At 44.9% G+C, this 16,883-nt stretch carries 17 protein-coding genes; 8 read left to right on the top strand and 9 right to left on the bottom strand.

Going from position 1 to position 16,883, the window contains the following annotated elements; genetic code table 11:
- The first annotated feature begins 172 nt into the window (after positions 1-172).
- Entirely contained in the window at positions 173-1,873 is a 1,701-nt protein-coding gene (locus tag K6Y21_RS07630) for a diguanylate cyclase domain-containing protein (RefSeq protein ID WP_233071195.1), read from the top strand.
- Here K6Y21_RS07630 and K6Y21_RS07625 read toward each other — a convergent pair.
- On the bottom strand, positions 1,870-2,178 hold the full coding sequence (locus K6Y21_RS07625; protein ID WP_233071194.1) for an STAS domain-containing protein: 309 nt from the start codon (positions 2,176-2,178) through the stop codon (positions 1,870-1,872). The genes K6Y21_RS07630 and K6Y21_RS07625 overlap by 4 nt on opposite strands.
- 103 nt (positions 2,179-2,281) lie before the next feature.
- Positions 2,282-3,214 (bottom strand): Gfo/Idh/MocA family protein, encoded by a 933-nt coding sequence (locus tag K6Y21_RS07620; protein ID WP_233071193.1) that lies wholly within the window; start codon positions 3,212-3,214, stop codon positions 2,282-2,284.
- 136 nt (positions 3,215-3,350) lie between these two features.
- Between K6Y21_RS07620 and K6Y21_RS07615 the strand changes: the two genes are divergently transcribed.
- Genes K6Y21_RS07615 through K6Y21_RS07600 form a run of 4 tightly spaced genes read left to right on the top strand, consistent with a single transcriptional unit; the run spans position 3,351 to position 6,737 of the window.
- Entirely contained in the window at positions 3,351-4,343 is a 993-nt protein-coding gene (locus K6Y21_RS07615) for a FecCD family ABC transporter permease (RefSeq protein ID WP_233071355.1), read from the top strand.
- 1 nt (position 4,344) lies between these two features.
- Complete coding sequence (locus K6Y21_RS07610; RefSeq protein ID WP_233071192.1) at positions 4,345-5,112, top strand: heme ABC transporter ATP-binding protein; 768 nt, start codon at positions 4,345-4,347, stop codon at positions 5,110-5,112.
- Positions 5,113-5,124: 12 nt separating this feature from the next.
- Positions 5,125-5,775, top strand: a complete 651-nt coding sequence (locus K6Y21_RS07605) for a YdcF family protein (protein ID WP_233071191.1) — start codon at positions 5,125-5,127, stop codon at positions 5,773-5,775.
- A gap of 23 nt (positions 5,776-5,798) precedes the next feature.
- Positions 5,799-6,737, top strand: coding sequence for an L-lactate dehydrogenase (locus K6Y21_RS07600; RefSeq protein ID WP_233071190.1), 939 nt, complete (start codon positions 5,799-5,801; stop codon positions 6,735-6,737).
- Positions 6,738-6,817: 80 nt separating this feature from the next.
- Here the strand turns inward: K6Y21_RS07600 and K6Y21_RS07595 are convergent, their stop codons facing one another.
- From K6Y21_RS07595 to K6Y21_RS07575, 5 genes are all read right to left on the bottom strand, one after another.
- On the bottom strand, positions 6,818-7,453 hold the full coding sequence (locus K6Y21_RS07595; RefSeq protein WP_233071189.1) for a hypothetical protein: 636 nt from the start codon (positions 7,451-7,453) through the stop codon (positions 6,818-6,820).
- A gap of 67 nt (positions 7,454-7,520) precedes the next feature.
- Positions 7,521-7,967: a chemotaxis protein CheX gene (locus K6Y21_RS07590; RefSeq protein ID WP_233071188.1), complete on the bottom strand. Its 447-nt coding sequence runs from the start codon at positions 7,965-7,967 to the stop codon at positions 7,521-7,523.
- Between the two features lie 5 nt (positions 7,968-7,972).
- Positions 7,973-8,335, bottom strand: coding sequence for a response regulator (locus tag K6Y21_RS07585; protein WP_233071187.1), 363 nt, complete (start codon positions 8,333-8,335; stop codon positions 7,973-7,975).
- 1 nt (position 8,336) lies between these two features.
- Positions 8,337-10,481, bottom strand: a complete 2,145-nt coding sequence (locus K6Y21_RS07580) for an ATP-binding protein (RefSeq protein ID WP_233071186.1) — start codon at positions 10,479-10,481, stop codon at positions 8,337-8,339.
- A 182-nt stretch (positions 10,482-10,663) separates the two neighbouring features.
- On the bottom strand, positions 10,664-10,915 hold the full coding sequence (locus K6Y21_RS07575) for a hypothetical protein (protein WP_233071185.1): 252 nt from the start codon (positions 10,913-10,915) through the stop codon (positions 10,664-10,666).
- 162 nt (positions 10,916-11,077) lie between these two features.
- On the opposite strand from K6Y21_RS07575, the gene K6Y21_RS07570 reads away from it, so the two are divergent.
- Positions 11,078-12,331 carry a glutamate-5-semialdehyde dehydrogenase gene (locus K6Y21_RS07570; RefSeq protein ID WP_233071184.1) on the top strand — a complete coding sequence of 418 codons (1,254 nt, stop codon included), beginning with the start codon at positions 11,078-11,080 and terminating at the stop codon, positions 12,329-12,331.
- A gap of 127 nt (positions 12,332-12,458) precedes the next feature.
- Here K6Y21_RS07570 and K6Y21_RS07565 read toward each other — a convergent pair whose 3' ends face one another.
- A complete protein-coding gene (locus tag K6Y21_RS07565; RefSeq protein WP_233071183.1) occupies positions 12,459-13,127 on the bottom strand; it encodes an OmpA family protein in 669 nt (222 codons plus the stop codon).
- Positions 13,128-13,578: 451 nt separating this feature from the next.
- Between K6Y21_RS07565 and K6Y21_RS07560 the strand changes: the two genes are divergently transcribed.
- Together K6Y21_RS07560 and K6Y21_RS07555 are read left to right on the top strand one after the other, a co-directional pair.
- Complete coding sequence (locus K6Y21_RS07560; RefSeq protein ID WP_233071182.1) at positions 13,579-15,207, top strand: methyl-accepting chemotaxis protein; 1,629 nt, start codon at positions 13,579-13,581, stop codon at positions 15,205-15,207.
- Between the two features lie 161 nt (positions 15,208-15,368).
- Positions 15,369-15,584, top strand: a complete 216-nt coding sequence (locus K6Y21_RS07555) for a hypothetical protein (RefSeq protein ID WP_233071181.1) — start codon at positions 15,369-15,371, stop codon at positions 15,582-15,584.
- A gap of 48 nt (positions 15,585-15,632) precedes the next feature.
- Here the strand turns inward: K6Y21_RS07555 and K6Y21_RS07550 are convergent, their stop codons facing one another.
- Entirely contained in the window at positions 15,633-16,745 is a 1,113-nt protein-coding gene (locus tag K6Y21_RS07550; RefSeq protein ID WP_233071180.1) for a phosphoserine transaminase, read from the bottom strand.
- Between the last annotated feature and the right edge of the window lie 138 nt (positions 16,746-16,883).

The raw sequence follows: 16,883 nt of genomic DNA, 5'->3' as shown, positions 1-16,883 counted from the left end.
TTCATGACCTTAGCTATTTAAGCGGTAGCTAACGGTTTTTTTTTATTTTATGACTTATCTTTAATCTTACCCACCGAAATTTTGCACTTTCGCTCCAGGATGGTGCGGACAGCAAGGTGACTCGGCCTCACATCTCACTTAACGTGGTTTGGCTAAAACTGGCTTGGAAAATATGGACACTGAGAACGGATTTTATAACTTATTATCAAAACAAGTTGCTGATTCAGGAGACATGGCAGAGGTTTACCAACAAACCCTGCAAGAGCTCGAACTTCATACTCAAGCCAGAATGAGTGCGGTGATTTTAGTTCATCAAGGTTTTCAAGTGTCGGCGATAAAGCGCGCCGGTCATGGTGTGCAGCTTTTTGCTGGCGAGTCGGCTCTGGCTAAGCACCATGACTTACCCGCCACCTTTATCAAGTCAGCGGCATATTCTAAATCCCTTGATTATCAAATCAATTTCCAAGCTGAAGACGATATCTGGCAAACTCAGTACCTCGATATCCATGAAAGCTTGCAAGTTGCCGTGCCTATTTTTCATGAACAAGTTGTTATTGCAGTATTGTTTCTTGAAACCAGCACCGATATTGATGTTCAAGCGATTGATGAGCAAAATATTATTAAGATGTTTGCTCAGACTATCGGGATCGAATTTGAAAAACGCTTTTTAACCGAGCAAGCCCAGCTAGCCCTGGCTCAGAGCGCTGATAATGCGAAAGCATTGCATGATAAAGTGATCCAGTCCGAGCACTTTTTGTCGCTTTTGACTGAATTACACCGCGTCACCATTGAACTTAGCCGTAGCAAAACCCTCAATGAGCTGTTTTATCGCTCGGTCTCGTTAGCCTTACGCCACTTACAAATAGATCGCATGGCGATTTTTATCATCGATCAGGAAAGTAATCGCATGTTTGGTACCTTTGGCACCAACGAAAAAGGGGAAGTGGTTGATGAAAGCTATTACAGCAGTGTGATACCCGATCACCCTGTGGTACAAGAAACGTTACGGCGTAAAGACTATGTTATCGTGATCGAAGATACCGCACTGCAACATGATAAAAAAGAAGTCGGAAGAGGCTGGAATGCCATGGTTGCTTTATGGGATGGAGAGCAAGCATTAGGCTGGATCGCGGTAGATAACTTGATTAACCACCGGCCATTAGAGCTGCATCATAAAGAGGTGCTAAAGCTCTATGCGGCGAATTTATCTCAACTCATTTTTCGTAAACGCCAAGATGAGCGACTGCTTGAGTTTAATAAGCAACTAGAGCAGCGGGTTTTAGAGCGGACCGCTGAGTTGGCCTCGGCTAACCACGCCCTTGAAAATGCTAATCGCGCGTTAGAATCGGCAAACGCCCAATTAGAGCGCTTATCTATGATGGATGGATTGACGGGGGTGAGTAATCGTCGCTTTTTTGATTCTTCTCTTAATTCAGAGTGGGATCGCGCGCTAAGGCATCACAAGCGTTTATCATTATTGATGATAGATGTGGACAAATTTAAAGAGTTTAATGATTGTTATGGCCATATTGAGGGTGATAAAGCATTACAGCAAGTGGCCATGAGTTTAGTAAAACATGCCCGTCGCTCGGGTGAGGTGGTGGCGCGTTATGGCGGTGAAGAGTTTGCTATTTTGTTGCCGCATGTTTCCGATCAAGAGTTAACACACGTGGTGAACAATGTGCTTGCTGGGGTAAGGGAGCTCGCCATACCTCATAGCGCAAGTCAGATCAGTGAAGCGGTGACCATCAGTGTTGGTGTTGCGACGTTGTTTCCGGATAATACTTTATCGACCAATGATTTGATTGAAATGGCCGATAAAGCCCTATATCAGGCTAAGATAAAGGGCAGAGACCAAGCTGTTTTTGCCTAATACTCAATATCAATCAGCTTATCTATGTGGGCTATTTTTAGAATCTTCAGTACGGTGTCTGAGGGGTGTGAAATTTTCACTTGCCCATGATCGGACTTTTCCGTGTGCTCCTTAAGCAACAGCATCATGCCAAGGGCAGAGCTATCCATGTACTGAGCGTCACTGAGGTTAAGGTTGTAGATTAAACTTGGGCTTTGGTCTTGGTAGCAGGCGCGAAACTCACGGTGCAACGAATAATCAAAACGCCCTTTGATGATAATTTCTAACTCGGAGTCATTGTTAATTAATCGTTTGCTAATTGACATATTCCCACCCATCGGCGCTTAACACGGATTATTTCGCTCGCTCTAATCTAAAGCAAAATATAAAAAACTTATATATTTCTATTGAAATATAGCAGTGATTTTTCTAATTGCTTGTCTTTGCTTGGATAAAATTCACTATGTACTCACAAATATGATGGCTGGTGAGTAGCCTGTCAAGATCCTTGGTCGGTTGGCTTTTCGCTTTAATTAAAGCCAACCAATCTTCCAACAAAGGTTCAAAGCCACGCTTGTGCAGGGTACTTTGCCAGTCAGAAAATCCGATTGCAGTGGTTGCCCCGTCACGACAATGATGACCTGTGCGTAAATCGTCTATTTGCCAGTGCTCATTTTCTGCAAACGCTTCAATACGCTCAAATGTGCTACCGGCTAAACGGTTCATGTAGCCTTCTAACAGAATATCTTGGGTATTGATCCGCAAGTGTACGCTAGCTAGTTGCTGTTGTTTCATTTGATACTGGATATCGAGCTGCTCAACCTCGATGGCAGGAAAGTGTGCATAATAAAGCAAACTGTCTACCACATGAATAAAGTCATCATAGATAAAACGGCGGATGTCTCCGGGGAGGTCGTGACGATTTTTTTGCCATCGTAGGTGACGTAACTCAGCTTGCTTAAGGGGGGATAGCAGAGGCGCAAATCGGCGGTTAAAGCCGGTGTAGAGGATCGTGTTATGGGTATGGGCTAGGTTGACTAGCTCAGCAACCATTTGTAAATTGTCACTGATAGGTTTGTCGACTAAGGTGGCAATACCGGCCTGAATACTGGCTTTCGCTAACTCAAAATGGCTGGCTGTGGCACTGTGGATCATGATGGCATCGGGTTTACTTTGCACTAAGTCGGCAAAATGATGATAGGTTTCACTTATTCGGTATTGCGCTGCAAGTTTATCAAGTACTTGTGTATTACGGGTGCAAAATACTGGAATAATGTCCTGATGCTGACAAACAATGGGTAACCAAGCTTTTTGCGCTATGTCGCCAAGACCAACTAAGGCGATTTTGAGTGGTTGTGTCATACAGACTTCTCCGTTGCAATTAAACGATCCCATCACTTGATAGTGGTATAATAGTCTCATCTTTTATCTAAGCACTAGGGTTTGCGTGAAAAGTCGTCGTGTCTCACGTTGTTATTGGTTTTTTGTAGCGCTGCTCATGATCACCGCATTGGCTTCCTTGATGATAGGTCCACTGGCCTTTGGACCTTGGCAAAGCCTACAAACATTATTGGCGCTCATTTTTCCATTTATTGAAGGTGTCAGCGCGACACATACGGTTGTGATGGAAAGCTTGCGCTTGCCTCGAACTTTATTATGTCTTTTCATCGGCGCAAATTTGGCTATTTGTGGCGCCATGATGCAAGGCTTGTTTCGTAATGCGTTGGCCGATCCGGCGATCGTTGGGGTATCGAGTGGAGCGGCACTGGGAGCGGCAATAGCTATTTATACCAGCCACCTTTTATTCACCACATTACCGACCCTAGGACAGGAGTTATATATCGCTGGCGCAGCTTTTTTAGGCGGCACGGCGGTGACCTTATTGGTCTTGCGCATTGCGACAACGCGTTTGGGCACATCCGTGAGCGTGATGCTGCTTGCCGGCATAGCGATTACAGCCCTGTCAAGTTCAGGTATTGCAATCCTGTATTACTTTGCCGACGATACCGTATTACGCAATATTTTGGCTTGGCAGTTAGGCAGTTTAGTCGGGGCAAATTGGATCATGGTGGCCCTTTCAGCCTTGGTGGGGGGGCTGCTATTAGCGAGTATTCGTGCAACCGCGGCCCCGCTAAATGCCTTATTACTGGGGGAGTCGGAAGCCAGGTACTTAGGTGTTAATGTACAAAGATTGAAATACCGACTGATTGCGTTAACCGCGCTGGCCGTCGGCGTGAGTGTTGCTTGCGTGGGGTTGATTGGCTTTGTTGGCTTGGTGGTACCGCACTTGGTACGTTTGCTTGTTGGCCCCGATCACCGCAATGTACTGCCTCTGTCAGCCTTATTGGGCGCGTGCTTATTGTTGGTGGCGGATCTGATCGCGCGTACCGCATTAATGCCGATTGAGCTGCCCGTCGGGGTGGTTATGGGCATGATTGGCGCGCCATTTTTTATCTACTTGCTGTTACAGCAGCGCAATCATATGGTTTAGTATGCTCGACGTTATTGACGGCCATTTTAGCCGTGAAGGCAAAGTGATACTTGAAAAGATTAACTTTACCTTAAATAGCAATGAAATCGTTGCTTTAGTGGGGCCCAACGGGGCTGGCAAAAGTAGCCTGTTTAATTTAATTTGTGGTGAGTACTCGGATCAAGGTGAGGTCATACTGGATGGCGTGCCTCGTCAATCATGGTCTCATTTGTCATTGGCCGAAAAGATGGCCGTTTTGCCTCAGTCCTCACATTTAAACTTCCCATTTACAGCCCATGAAGTCGTCAGTATTGGTCGCATGAATAAGTGTTGTAACCAGACTGAAAATGAGGCCGTGGTTAATCAAGTGATGGCCATGTTTGATATCGACCACAAGGCAAATGCGATTTATACCTGTTTATCGGGTGGCGAAAAGCAAAGGGTGCAGCTGGCTCGGGTCGTGGTGCAAATCTGGGAGCCGCCAACGAATGGTGAGCGTTATCTCTTACTCGATGAGCCAACGGCAGCATTGGATTTATTTCATCAGCACCAATTATTGCAGCAGTTGCAACAGCTTCGTGACAGTCGTGTGGGTTGTTTTGTTATTCTTCATGATTTAAACCTGGCCGCGCGCTATGTTGATCGGATCTTGGTGTTAGACCAAGGGAGGTTGGTGGCACAAGGTGCACCGAGCGAGGTACTGACACCGGCTTTATTGCATGACGTGTTTCGTCTTGATGCACAAGTCATCGCTCATCCACAGCACGGCCACCCAGTTATCGTTTGTTAAGAGCTTAAAACTATGATTTCAGAGCAACAGATTGATATTTATGCGAATTGCTTATGGCAAGAAATGGCGATGTATTCACCCTTAAAGCCGGCCAGTTGCATTATTGTGCTTGGCTCTGTGGATATACGTAGTGCAGATTGCGGCGCAGCCTTGATGCGCTCGGGACTGGCTCCTTACATTGTTTTTTCTGGTAATTGTGGCCGCAACACGCAAGGCGTTTTTACTGCGACCGAAGCGCAATTATTTGCTGAGCAAGCGCGTTTAAAGGGAGTACCCCAGGCGCAAATATTGCTTGAGCCTAAGGCCACCAATACAGGAGAAAACGTGAAGTTCTCGATGGAGCTACTGGCACAGCAGCAAATTGAGGTTGAAAAGGTAATTTTGGTGCATAAAGATTTTGCGACTAAACGCGCCTATGCCACCTTTAAGCAACATTTCCCCTCGATCTCTGTTATGGTGACAGGCCCTAGGCTGAGTTATGCTGATTACCCTAACGATATCATAGATAAAGATTTATTAATTAACACCTTAGTGGGTGATATGCAGCGCATGAAACGCTATCCTGAGTTGGGGTATCAAATCCCTATGCCCGTCTCTGCACAAGCAGAGGCCGCATATGAAGCCCTAGTGGCTGCAGGATATACAGCGCAGCTAATCAAATAATATCATCAATGATAGGAGTGCAGATGAAGTCGAAATCAGTGGGAATCGTTGGAGCGGGCTACGTTGGTATGGCGGGCGCGTATGCCATCTACTTACAGCAGATCTGCAGTGAGATAGTTTTGGTCGATCTGGACAAAGCCCGCGCAGAGGGGGAAGCGCTCGACCTGATGCATGGCCAAGGCATCACCGGCCGCGTGAAAGTGAAAGCGGGTGATTACGCTGACTTGTCAAACTGTGATGTTGTTGTGATCACGGCGGGGGCTTCACAAAAGCCAGGCGAAACGCGCTTAGATTTGCTCAATAAAAATGCCGCTATCTTCAAAGATATCACAGCACAAGTCGATTTATATGCCCCAAATGCATTAGTGGTGATAGCTTCAAATCCCGTGGACATTACCACTTACTTATTTCAGCAGCTGACTCAGCGTCCTCATACTAAGGTGATGGGGACGGGCACTGTATTAGATACCAGTCGTTTAAGATCCTTATTAGGAGAGCACTATAATGTCGATCCTGCCTCCATTCACGGTTACATCTTAGGCGAGCATGGTGACTCTGAGTTTGCGGCTTGGAGTACCATCAATATTGGCGGCATTCCTGTTGCCGGTAATGAAGTGTTGGGCATTGCCTATCAGCAAGATCAAATGGAAGACTTATCTCATCAAGTTAAACATGCAGCCTATAAAATAATCGAGGGAAAGGGCTACACCAATTGGGCTATCGGGGTGGTGATTGCAAAGTTAGTCTCAATATTACTGGCTGATAGAGCGTCCATTCAACCTATCAGTGTTCGCTTAAATGGTGAGTATGGCATTAGCGATGTGTGCATCAGTGTCCCGACAAAAATCGGTATTAAAGGGGTTGAACAAGTTGTTGAGCTTAATTTAAGTAAGGATGAGCTGAAGAAATTACGTCAATCCGCTGAAGTATTAAAGCAAAATATAGCGAGTATTGATTTTTAAATGGAGAGCTATCACGCCATGATGCAATGGCGTGACTGGCTGTTAATTGAGATGGTATCCCTGTGGCTAAGGGAGCTCAGCTAAGCTATGCGCTTTTTTACCACCGTATTTGATTTTTGGCTGCGCTCTACATCAATGAACTCTGTGCGACCCGTTTCTGCATTATACCAAAGTACACGTGTGCCGAAGCCTTGGCCATCAGCTGCCCGTAGCATGTTTAAAAACATGTCGGTTGAGTTAGCCAGATGGACATCTTCTAACATCTGCATAAATGAAAAAATGGCGTCTCTAAAATAGTCAGCCGTGCAGTTGACCGGAAACATCAAGCGCAAGTTCATTTCATCATGACTCCCCGTCATCGTGTAGTTGAGACAGGCATGCATAGAGAAAATGGTGACTTTTACCGAGCCGTCTTTATTACGCAGTTGAAAGGGATCTTTGGCATGGATCATTTTTTGGTACAGTTCGGTTTCAATCAACTGTTTTAATGGTGCAATAAATGATTCGCGTGCGGGATCAACTTGCGTTTCAAAAAACGGCTGGGTGAGTTCCATCGTGACGCCACAAGGCAGTAACCAGTCATAGCGAGCGAGAGCGCCAGTCGGACGATAATGTCCTACACTGGCCTGACAGCTTATTTGCTTAAACTGATTACATAGGGGTTGATAGACGGTGCTATCGAGATGGGGGAGAACCTTAAAATCAATGCCAAACATGTTTGTTCACTCTTTGGTGACTATGAAACAGTAAGCAGTACAGTAAGCTCTGTACTGCCTCATTTGGTTATTCTAAGCAGATAACAAGCGCCGCTTTATCTTGACCCCAAGTAATGGGGATCACGAATGAACGTATCTCTCGCGGTAGTTTGATATCTTCCAATTGCCCTTTCACGATGACGGGGACCGAAATCACAAACTCTGGGCCAAGATCACGCCGTGCGTTACCTGAAACCGTGTTCGCCACTTCACCAACCACATCACAAAGGTTGTCATCTTCGAGATCTTCTTCACCTAGCGCTTGCAGTAGCTTAGCCAGTAAGCGACCAGGTGCTGAGAAATAAACACAGCCTTTACGCGCGCCCGCAATACCTATGATACCTGTGTAATCAAACGCAACTTTAGTATCACTTGAAACGAGGTAAGGCACGCCAACATCAACTTGCTGTCCAGCAAAGGTGCTAAAGAAGTATTTCGTCCCTTCTATAAATACTTGTAATTGTTCTTCTTTCATTCTTTTTAAATATCCTCTAGCAATTGCTCAAAAGCATCGTTGAGCTCGTCTTCCGTAAACGGTTTACAAATGAAACCTCGTGCGCCAATAGTAAGAGCGCGAATAGCGGTTGCTTTGTCTGCTAATGCTGACACCACCAAAATTCGAGTGTCAGGTTTAACTTCAAGTATTTTCTCAATACTTTCAATGCCATCCATTTCAGGCATGGTTAAATCCATAGTGATAAGATCAGGCTGTGTTTGCTTTACTAGCTCAACCGCTTCTAGTCCGTTACATGCACTGCCAACAACTTCCAGATCACCAACTTTATTACTGCGTCGGATTTTTCGACGGATAATATTTGAATCATCAACTATTAACAACTTCATGCTAGACCTGTTCTACCCCAATATTTTGTTCTGTTTCATTATAAGTTTTGGTTGTCGTAGTAATTTTACCCGGCAAAATGATTTCAAAACGACAGCCTTTATTTTGTTTGTAGCTTAACTTCATCTTACCACCAGCCTCAACCACAGACTGCTTGATAACATCTAAACCAACACCGCGACCTGCGTGCATAGACACGTCTGATGCCGTAGAGAAGCCAGGTTGGAAGATGAGGTTTAAGATTTCCGCGTTAGACATTTTCTCAATATCTTGCTCGGATACCAAATCGTTTTTCAAGGCATGGCGCTTAATTCTATTAACAGATAAGCCCGCACCATCGTCCACGATGATTAATGAATAGTTACCATCTTCTTTTTGCTGGAAGAGAGCTTTAACGGTACCTTGAGGCGATTTACCCAGTTCAACACGCTTATTTGGCTCTTCGATACCGTGAACCACGGCATTACGAACAAGCTGAACAGCCACTTCACGCACTTTGCGGATATAGGCAGGTGGAACATGATGGCTGTCTAGACCTTGGGTCACGAGATTCACCATCTTATTCTCATCCTCAGCAACACGCTTAACCAAGGTGTTGATTTCTGAGAAAGACTGCATGTTAGGCGTGGCTGCTGGCTGGATATCTGAATGTTGATCATTGATATTGGCGATTTGCTCACTGAGCAAGCGTAAGCTACCAATTTGAGAGAACAGCTCATCCAGTTTTACGGTGAAAGGCAAGAAGCTATTACCCGAGATTTCATCACTGTTTTTAATCTCAGTGAGCACGTCTTCCATTTCATGGGTTTTCTTCTCAACAGGAGAGACTTCAAGTGCCGCAGCATCACCCTTAATTGAGTGAATGATGCGTTGGAATTGAACCACTTTGGCCATGTAAGCTTGGTGATCTTGGTTCGATGACTTCAACTCTTCATTGATCAAGTTGATGCCATCACTGGCCTTGTCTAGGAAGTCAATAAAGGCGCTCTTTTCAATACTCAGTATGCTGACTAGGCTATCAACTTCACCTTTGGCCTTGGTCTTCGCCTCTTCAAGCTCACGCTCAAGCTCTACCTCAATGGTACGGTCCATTACGGTTACCAGTACATGAGATACTAATTTGTTAACCCTTACACGGTTAAACTGGAAGGAGAGGTATTTGGTTTCAAATAAACCACTACTACTTAACAGGTTAACTTCAATTTGTTTTAGCGGGTTTAAGCTTTGAATGAGGTTTTCGTTTACGTGCTCTTTAAACAATAAGCCGATGTAATCTTCAGAAAGTTGCAACTCACTGTCTGATACCATGTCTTTTAGTAGTACCGCCAGTTTTTTGCCGTCCAAATCTTCACGACCAAAGATGTTGACCAGCTCGCGCGAGTATTGCGATCCGATGATAAGCTCTTGGTCAAGAAGGAATAGACCTTCTTTTACCGTACTTAAAATCTCAGAGTTTTCCTTTTGAGCCAGTTCTAACTCTTCATCGTTCTTTTTCAAACGGCCAACGAAAATGAACATGATAACGAAGAAGTTAAGAATCGCTGCCAGTACAGCAGCTGCTTCTACGTATTGCAGCATTTGGGTTTTTTCGTTTGCCTGCTGCTCCATGTAACGTGTTAGGTCATTCATGAATTTAAGTAGGGTGGCGTTGGTTTCTTTAACCGTAGCAATAGACTCATGGATATCGAGCAGTGAAACTTGCTTGCTGCCATTACTGATAATTGGCCCTAAAATCTCGCGATATTGTTGCCACAGTTGTAAACCCGCATCTACCGATTGCATCGCGGCTTCGGAGTTAACCGGTTTTACCTCTATCATTTCGGTATCATTGATGTCCGTGACAGGAACCATGCCGCCTTCTTTCAACGCAACTAATGTCACGTCAAATAGGCCAAAGGTATCAGCGAACTCTTGGAAGTTTTCGGTGACATCGAGGTTAACCGCTAGGTCATCTTGTAATTCGTACAGAGATTTGAGCAGTTTTTGCGTCAACATACCTTGTCGACCGGCTAAATTTACACTTTCAGTTTCTTGTTGAATTTCTTTAGACACGAAATAGTTCAGCGCTAACACACAGGTATCTAAAACAAGAAATAGGGTAATTGCAGCTACAATACCGCGGTATTTGCCTAAATCGTGCAACAACATGGTTTAACTTCCTTATACAAAGCTATTGAAGATTTAAAATATCTTTATAAACAATAGGTTTTAATGTTCAACACATTTAATTGCCAGAATATAGCATGGGGTATTTCGAAAACCTAGTTACAACAATTCGCTATGTGAGCTTCAGCAAGTAAAGGGAGCAATGTTAAAGCCAGACTGATTGATTATAGTTGCCTTTGCTGGATTAGCTTAATAAGTTGTTGGACACCTTGTATTTCGGCTTGTTCTAGTGCGTTGACTTCACATTGCAGCGCTTTTTCGACTTCATCCAAGGTGAAACCTGATGAGAAACAAGTGTCTAAGGTTTGCTTGAGTAAGCTAACTGATACCTTCTTGTGAACGTTGATATGTTCGTTGAGTTGCTCGAGTAACAGAGGTAATGAAGATTTGGTTTGTTGGGGTAATGAAAAGCGCATTAGATTTCCTTTGTTTACGAGCTTATGGGTGACTTGCCCTTGCAATTATTATTCTTTATTCTGCCTTAATTTCTACAATAAACCCAATCCTGCACTCGAAGAGCAAGTGTGCTGAGATTTGGTTGACAAAGGGTTAGGTCGTCTAAAAAGGATAAAGTCACCATGAGTGTGCAAGCATATATGCAAAAACTGGGTCAGGATGCTCGCGCGGCATCAAGACAAGTAGCTGCAGCGACATCGGGTACAAAGAATAGTGCATTGTTGGCGATTGCCGATGCATTGAATGATACCCGAGAATATTTAATTGCTGAAAATGCAAAGGATTTACAAGCTGGACGTGAAAAAGGCTTAGATGATGCCATGATTGACCGTTTAGCGCTGACCTCGCAAGGGGTTGATAAAATGATTGAAGGCCTACGTCAAGTCGCTGCGTTGCCAGATCCTTGTGGTGCGATTACCGATTTAAATTACATGCCTTCGGGGATCCAGGTAGGCAAAATGCGTGTGCCCCTTGGTGTTATTGGTATCATTTATGAATCGCGTCCTAATGTGACGATTGACGCTGCAAGCTTGTGCCTTAAATCGGGCAATGCAACGATTTTACGTGGGGGAAGTGAGGCTATCCACTCCAACCGTGCCGTTGCTAAGTGTATTAAAGCCGGTCTGCAACAAGCAGGCTTACCGGAAACGGCCGTTCAGGTTGTTGAAACCACAGATCGCGCAGCGGTAGGTGAATTGATCACCATGGATCAATACGTGGATGTGATTGTTCCACGTGGTGGTAAAAGTTTAATTGAGCGTATTTCGCGTGATGCAAAAGTGACGGTGATCAAGCACCTTGATGGTATCTGTCACGTTTATATTGATGACCAGGCTGATCTTGATAAAGCGTATGACATTGCAATTAATGCCAAAACCCACCGTTATGGTGTGTGTAATGCAATGGAAACCTTATTAGTTCATCAGGATGTCGCAACAGATATCCTACCGCGATTGGCGCAGGGTTACGCAGAAAAAGGGGTTGAGCTACGAGGATGTGAGCGAACTTGTCAAATCATCTCAGCCACTCCTGCAACGGAACAAGACTGGGCAACGGAATACCTGGCACCGATTTTATCCATTAGAGTGGTTAAAGATATGGACCAAGCCATGGATCATATCGCCCAATATAGCTCTGCTCATTCTGAATCGATTGTGACGCAAGATTACTCTAAAGGACGCCGCTTTATTACCGAGGTTGATTCTAGCTCGGTTATGATCAATGCCTCTACCCGATTTGCCGACGGTTTTGAATACGGCCTTGGTGCAGAGATCGGTATTTCAACCGATAAGATCCACGCCCGTGGCCCAGTTGGGCTAGAAGGATTAACCTCTCAGAAGTGGGTTGTGTTAGGAGATGGCCACATTCGTCAATAGGCCCAGCCTTCAATGGATCAAAACAAAAATGCCGAGCAATTAGCTCGGCATTTGTCACTGATAGGCTACAGTCGCCTAACTCGTGTAGATTCAATCCTAACTCACCGACGTTAGTCGGTGGTTATCATTAGCGACTGTAACGAATTTCAACACGCTTGTTTGCTTGTTGGCCTTCTTTTGTCTCGTTTGTCGCAACAGGTTGCTCTTCACCGTAACCTCTAGCCGTTAGGCGAGATGCTTCTACACCTTGGCTGATCAAGAAGTTTCTGACTGATTCCGCACGTTTTTGCGATAGCATCATGTTGTATTCTGCGCTGCCTGTGCTTGAAGTATGGCCTGCCACTTCTAGGTCACCTTGCTCACGAACTAGGCGTGACGCTACGGCTTCAAGGATAGCTTTGGCTTCTAGAGTCAATTGAGCTGAACCTTCAGCAAAAACGACACCAGGTAGGCTTTCAACTTGTACAAATGGCGCATCTTTTGGCATTTCAGCAATAATACGCTTAACTTCTTCAGAACAGTACATGTCAGCGTCAGCTTGGTACTTAGCTGCGCGATCAGCAGCTGCTTTAGCGGCATTGTATTCAACTTCATATAGCTCACCATCTTTTGAAATGGCAAGCATTTTGTTGGCTTGCTCTAATGCCAGTGCGGCATTGTGAACAGCGATGATACATTGACCACTTGACGCGGCTTCAACCTGATCTACAGTTTGTTGAATAGGTTCAACACTTTTGCTTGTTGAACAACCTGCAAGAACGGCAGCAGCGGCAGCTGTGAAAAGTAGTTTTTTCATTGATTTTCCTTATTTTAGGTTTACATTGGGACTACAAAAAATTAACTATTAGCTATAACTTAGCTATTTTCCACTATTCGATCAAATAAAAAATATGATTTTTTACTGATTTTATTTTGCCTTTTTGACAAGACCGTGAACGAGAAAGGGATAAAAACAGGTCGCATTGTTGGTGTGGGCTATCGGGTCATTTAATATCACAGCAAAAGCAATGATTTATCTGTGATTTATTTGTCGTGATGCAACCTTCATTTTTTAACATCTTTTCGTATTAAAGTTAAAGATATTGGCATGACAGCCGATTCAAACCTAGATTATTAATAAAGCTGACCCATGAGTCAGCAAGAATAATGTAGCTAAGGTCTAAATTAGTACCCCTATGCGAAGGCTGGGCTGGTTTAGCTCTGTGCGACTGTTCAAATTAGACTGCTGCAAATGATGAGGATGCAAAATGACGTTAAAGACTAAAGTATGGGGCATGGCAGTGTTAACGCTGGTTGCTTTGCTTGGTGTAATGCTAATGGGCCTTTACACTTTGAGGCAAGCCAGTGATGCCGATAATAAATCCCGAATTTATCAGTTGTTAAAAAGTACTTATTCCACTGTCAACCAGATAGAAGGCTATGTTGCTGCGGGAAAAATGACAGATGAGCAGGGCAAAGAGTTAGCCACTCAGATTTTGCGTGAGAACAAGTATAATGATTCTGAGTACGTTTATGTTGCTGATGAAAACATGGACTTTATCGCCGCCCCCCATGATCCTCAATTACACGGCACCAGCTTTCATGATTTTAAAGATGCCCAAGGTGGCAGCGTTGGTCAAATATTGTTAGACGCAGTAAGAGGGCAGCCGAATGGGATAGTTGAATATGAATGGACATCACGTAACGCCGATGGCGATGTGGCAGAACTACTTTCTGTTGCTCAGGTGTCTAAACGTTGGAAGTGGGCCGTGGGAACAGGCATACGCTCTACCGAGGTGGATGCGCGCTTTTGGGCTTCGGCCAGAGTGCAGTTAATTTTATGCTTAATTATTGCCGCGGTGTTAGGGTTTATTATTATCACCACCATTCGCAAGATCATGACGGATCTGGGCGGCGAGCCTGAAGAGGTGCTCACGCTAGTGCGAGCGGTAGCGGGAGGAGACCTGTCTACTAAAGTGAAGTCGGCAGATACGTACAGCCCATCGAGTATTTATGGCTCAGTGGTATCAATGCAAGCGTCACTTCGTGAAATCATGAATAGTGTATCAGCGGCAACGCAAGAGTTGAGAAATGAAGCAACCAATGCTGACAGCCGCTCAAGTCAAGTTGATCAAGTGTCCGATGCCCAGCGCAGCGAGACCGACATGGTGGCCACATCCATGACCGAAATGTCGTCTTCGGCACGCACCGTTGCAGAAAGTGCCAATAATGCAGCGGCGTCCACTCAAGAAGCCGATGCCGAAGGCCAAAGAGCGCAAGGCATTGTCCTTAACTCAGTTAGCTCGATTGAAGGGCTCGCCTCTCAAATTGACGAAGCTGCACAAGTGATTGGTGAGCTAGGGCGAGATGTCGATAACATCGTATCTGTGTTGGATGTGATTCGTGGCATCGCCGAGCAAACCAACTTGCTTGCGTTGAACGCAGCTATTGAAGCGGCACGTGCTGGCGAACAAGGACGAGGCTTTGCTGTGGTCGCAGATGAGGTTCGTAACTTGGCTAAGCGTACCCAAGATAGCACGGCTGAAATCCAACAAATGATAGAGCGCTTACAAACGGGCTCGCAAAAAGCCGTCAACTCGATGGAAAATAGTAAAACATCGAGTATTGATACGGTTTCGGGGGCCCAAGAAGCGGCGCAAGCATTACAGCAAATTGCAGACTCTCTTGGCACCATTACCGAGATGAATCATCAAATCGCCAGCGCTGCTGATGAGCAAACTAAAGTGGGGGATGATATTTCTCACCGAATTAACTCCATTGCAGATAGCTCCCATAAAGCGGCGGAATTAGCCAGAGAAAATAGAGCATCAACCAATGTGATTATGGATCTCGCTGATAATCTAGAGCAGCAAATTAGCAAGTTTAAAGTGAACTAAGTGAGTTTGTTCTAAGTGTTGACGCGGCCCGTGGGCCGCGTTTTTTTTTTGCGCTCTGTTACCTCGTGAGTGGTATCTGATCACGGAAGGCGTTACTATCTTGGACTGAATCGAGCTAGGAAATGTAATTGTTTGACTAGTGGCAAGAAGTGGAGCCAATAATGAGTGATTTTGAACAACAACTAAAAGCAATGGAAGATGAAGCGGCCAACGAGACGCCGTTACCCAGTATTGAAGAGCAGCGTGCTATCGTCGAAAAACTAAAAGCGCTGGAAGAGAAAGGGGAATTGACGCCTGAAGTGATGGCTGAATTTTTCGCCGCTTACAGTGATGAAACCAACAAAGTTAAAAATATGGCGGGTAACGAAGAAGAATAAGTAAGCTGGCAAGCTAACCTAGGCCTTAAGGTTAGCTTGCTCAGGTCTTTATTGAACTTGTTGCCAAGCCCATTCAAGCCAAGGCATCAAGGCCTCTAAATCGGCTTGTTCTACTGTGCTTCCACACCAAATACGCAGACCATCGGGAGCGTCACGGTAAGAGCCGATATCGTACGCCACTTGCTCTGCTTCAAGCAATTTCATCATTTGTTTTACTTGCTCTGGGGTGGCTTGCAAGGTTAAACAAACACTGGTATTGGAGCGAGTTTCTGGCGTTTGTGCAAGAAAGTCAATCCAATCATGTTTGGCGACAAAGGCTTCTAGCACCGCTAAATTTGCCGTTGATTTGGCAATGGCAGCCGGTAAACCACCTATTGATTCTACCCAATCTAGCGCATCTTGATAATCAGCAACACACAACATAGAAGGCGTGTTAATTGTTGCACCACTAAAAATACCTTCAATTAACTTGCCTTTTGCGGTTAATCGGAAGATCTTTGGCAATGGCCAGCTTGGCTGATAACTTTCTAAACGTGCAACCGCTCTCGGGCTTAGAATAATGACACCATGTGCCCCTTCTCCGCCAAGTACTTTTTGCCAGCTAAAGGTAACGACATCTAGTTTTTCCCACGGCATTTCCATAGCAAATACCGCTGATGTCGCATCACAAATCGTCAGGCCTTGACGATCGGATTTGATCCAATCGCCGTTGGGTACTTTGACGCCAGATGTCGTGCCATTCCAGGTAAAAACGACATCATTATCTTGATTGATTGCGCTCAAGTCAGGTAGTTGGCCATATTTGGCAAAATGCGTGTTAACGTTAGTTAATTTTAACTGTTGGCTAATGTCGGTGTACCACTCTTGGCCAAATGATTCCCAAGCCGCAATATCTACGCCTCGTGCACCTAACATAGACCACATGATCATTTCCATCGCACCAGTATCAGAGCCTGGCACAATACCAACGCGATAGCCTTTTGGTAAATCGAGCAGTTTGGCTGTGTCTTCGATGGCCTTTTGCAATGCGTTTTTGCCTATGGCTGCGCGATGAGAACGACCGAGTGTTTCGGTATTGAGTGCGCTTAAGTCATAGCCTGGACGTTTACTACAAGGGCCAGAAGAGAAGTTTGGATTAGCGGGTTTTGTTAATGTGGTCATATCTGCCCAGGGTTCCTTTCAATTTGCAAGCGTTGCCTATGTACAGGGTGACAGGCGGATATCACCCTGTGAATAGATGTCATTAATGGCGCTCAAAATATCACGAAGCCTTGACTTTAATCTATAGTTTTAGCAATA

It is taken from the genome of Motilimonas eburnea, from assembly GCF_021295345.1.
Taxonomy (GTDB): domain Bacteria; phylum Pseudomonadota; class Gammaproteobacteria; order Enterobacterales; family CBDFNC01; genus Motilimonas; species Motilimonas eburnea.
Note: the sequence above shows the minus strand (reverse complement) of the source record. Positions and strands in the feature narration are given on the sequence as shown.

What these genes read in the sequence shown, in the direction of transcription:
- K6Y21_RS07550 (WP_233071180.1), bottom strand. Translation starts at nt 16,745, where the DNA reads ATGACCACATTAACAAAACCCGCTAATCCAAACTTCTCTTCTGGCCCT.
- K6Y21_RS07610 (WP_233071192.1), top strand. Translation starts at nt 4,345, where the DNA reads ATGCTCGACGTTATTGACGGCCATTTTAGCCGTGAAGGCAAAGTGATA.
- K6Y21_RS07555 (WP_233071181.1), top strand. Translation starts at nt 15,369, where the DNA reads ATGAGTGATTTTGAACAACAACTAAAAGCAATGGAAGATGAAGCGGCC.
- K6Y21_RS07585 (WP_233071187.1), bottom strand. Translation starts at nt 8,335, where the DNA reads ATGAAGTTGTTAATAGTTGATGATTCAAATATTATCCGTCGAAAAATC.
- K6Y21_RS07625 (WP_233071194.1), bottom strand. Translation starts at nt 2,178, where the DNA reads ATGTCAATTAGCAAACGATTAATTAACAATGACTCCGAGTTAGAAATT.
- K6Y21_RS07560 (WP_233071182.1), top strand. Translation starts at nt 13,579, where the DNA reads ATGACGTTAAAGACTAAAGTATGGGGCATGGCAGTGTTAACGCTGGTT.
- K6Y21_RS07615 (WP_233071355.1), top strand. Translation starts at nt 3,351, where the DNA reads ATGATCACCGCATTGGCTTCCTTGATGATAGGTCCACTGGCCTTTGGA.
- K6Y21_RS07580 (WP_233071186.1), bottom strand. Translation starts at nt 10,481, where the DNA reads ATGTTGTTGCACGATTTAGGCAAATACCGCGGTATTGTAGCTGCAATT.
- K6Y21_RS07570 (WP_233071184.1), top strand. Translation starts at nt 11,078, where the DNA reads ATGAGTGTGCAAGCATATATGCAAAAACTGGGTCAGGATGCTCGCGCG.
- K6Y21_RS07630 (WP_233071195.1), top strand. Translation starts at nt 173, where the DNA reads ATGGACACTGAGAACGGATTTTATAACTTATTATCAAAACAAGTTGCT.
- K6Y21_RS07565 (WP_233071183.1), bottom strand. Translation starts at nt 13,127, where the DNA reads ATGAAAAAACTACTTTTCACAGCTGCCGCTGCTGCCGTTCTTGCAGGT.
- K6Y21_RS07590 (WP_233071188.1), bottom strand. Translation starts at nt 7,967, where the DNA reads ATGAAAGAAGAACAATTACAAGTATTTATAGAAGGGACGAAATACTTC.
- K6Y21_RS07600 (WP_233071190.1), top strand. Translation starts at nt 5,799, where the DNA reads ATGAAGTCGAAATCAGTGGGAATCGTTGGAGCGGGCTACGTTGGTATG.
- K6Y21_RS07605 (WP_233071191.1), top strand. Translation starts at nt 5,125, where the DNA reads ATGATTTCAGAGCAACAGATTGATATTTATGCGAATTGCTTATGGCAA.
- K6Y21_RS07575 (WP_233071185.1), bottom strand. Translation starts at nt 10,915, where the DNA reads ATGCGCTTTTCATTACCCCAACAAACCAAATCTTCATTACCTCTGTTA.
- K6Y21_RS07620 (WP_233071193.1), bottom strand. Translation starts at nt 3,214, where the DNA reads ATGACACAACCACTCAAAATCGCCTTAGTTGGTCTTGGCGACATAGCG.
- K6Y21_RS07595 (WP_233071189.1), bottom strand. Translation starts at nt 7,453, where the DNA reads ATGTTTGGCATTGATTTTAAGGTTCTCCCCCATCTCGATAGCACCGTC.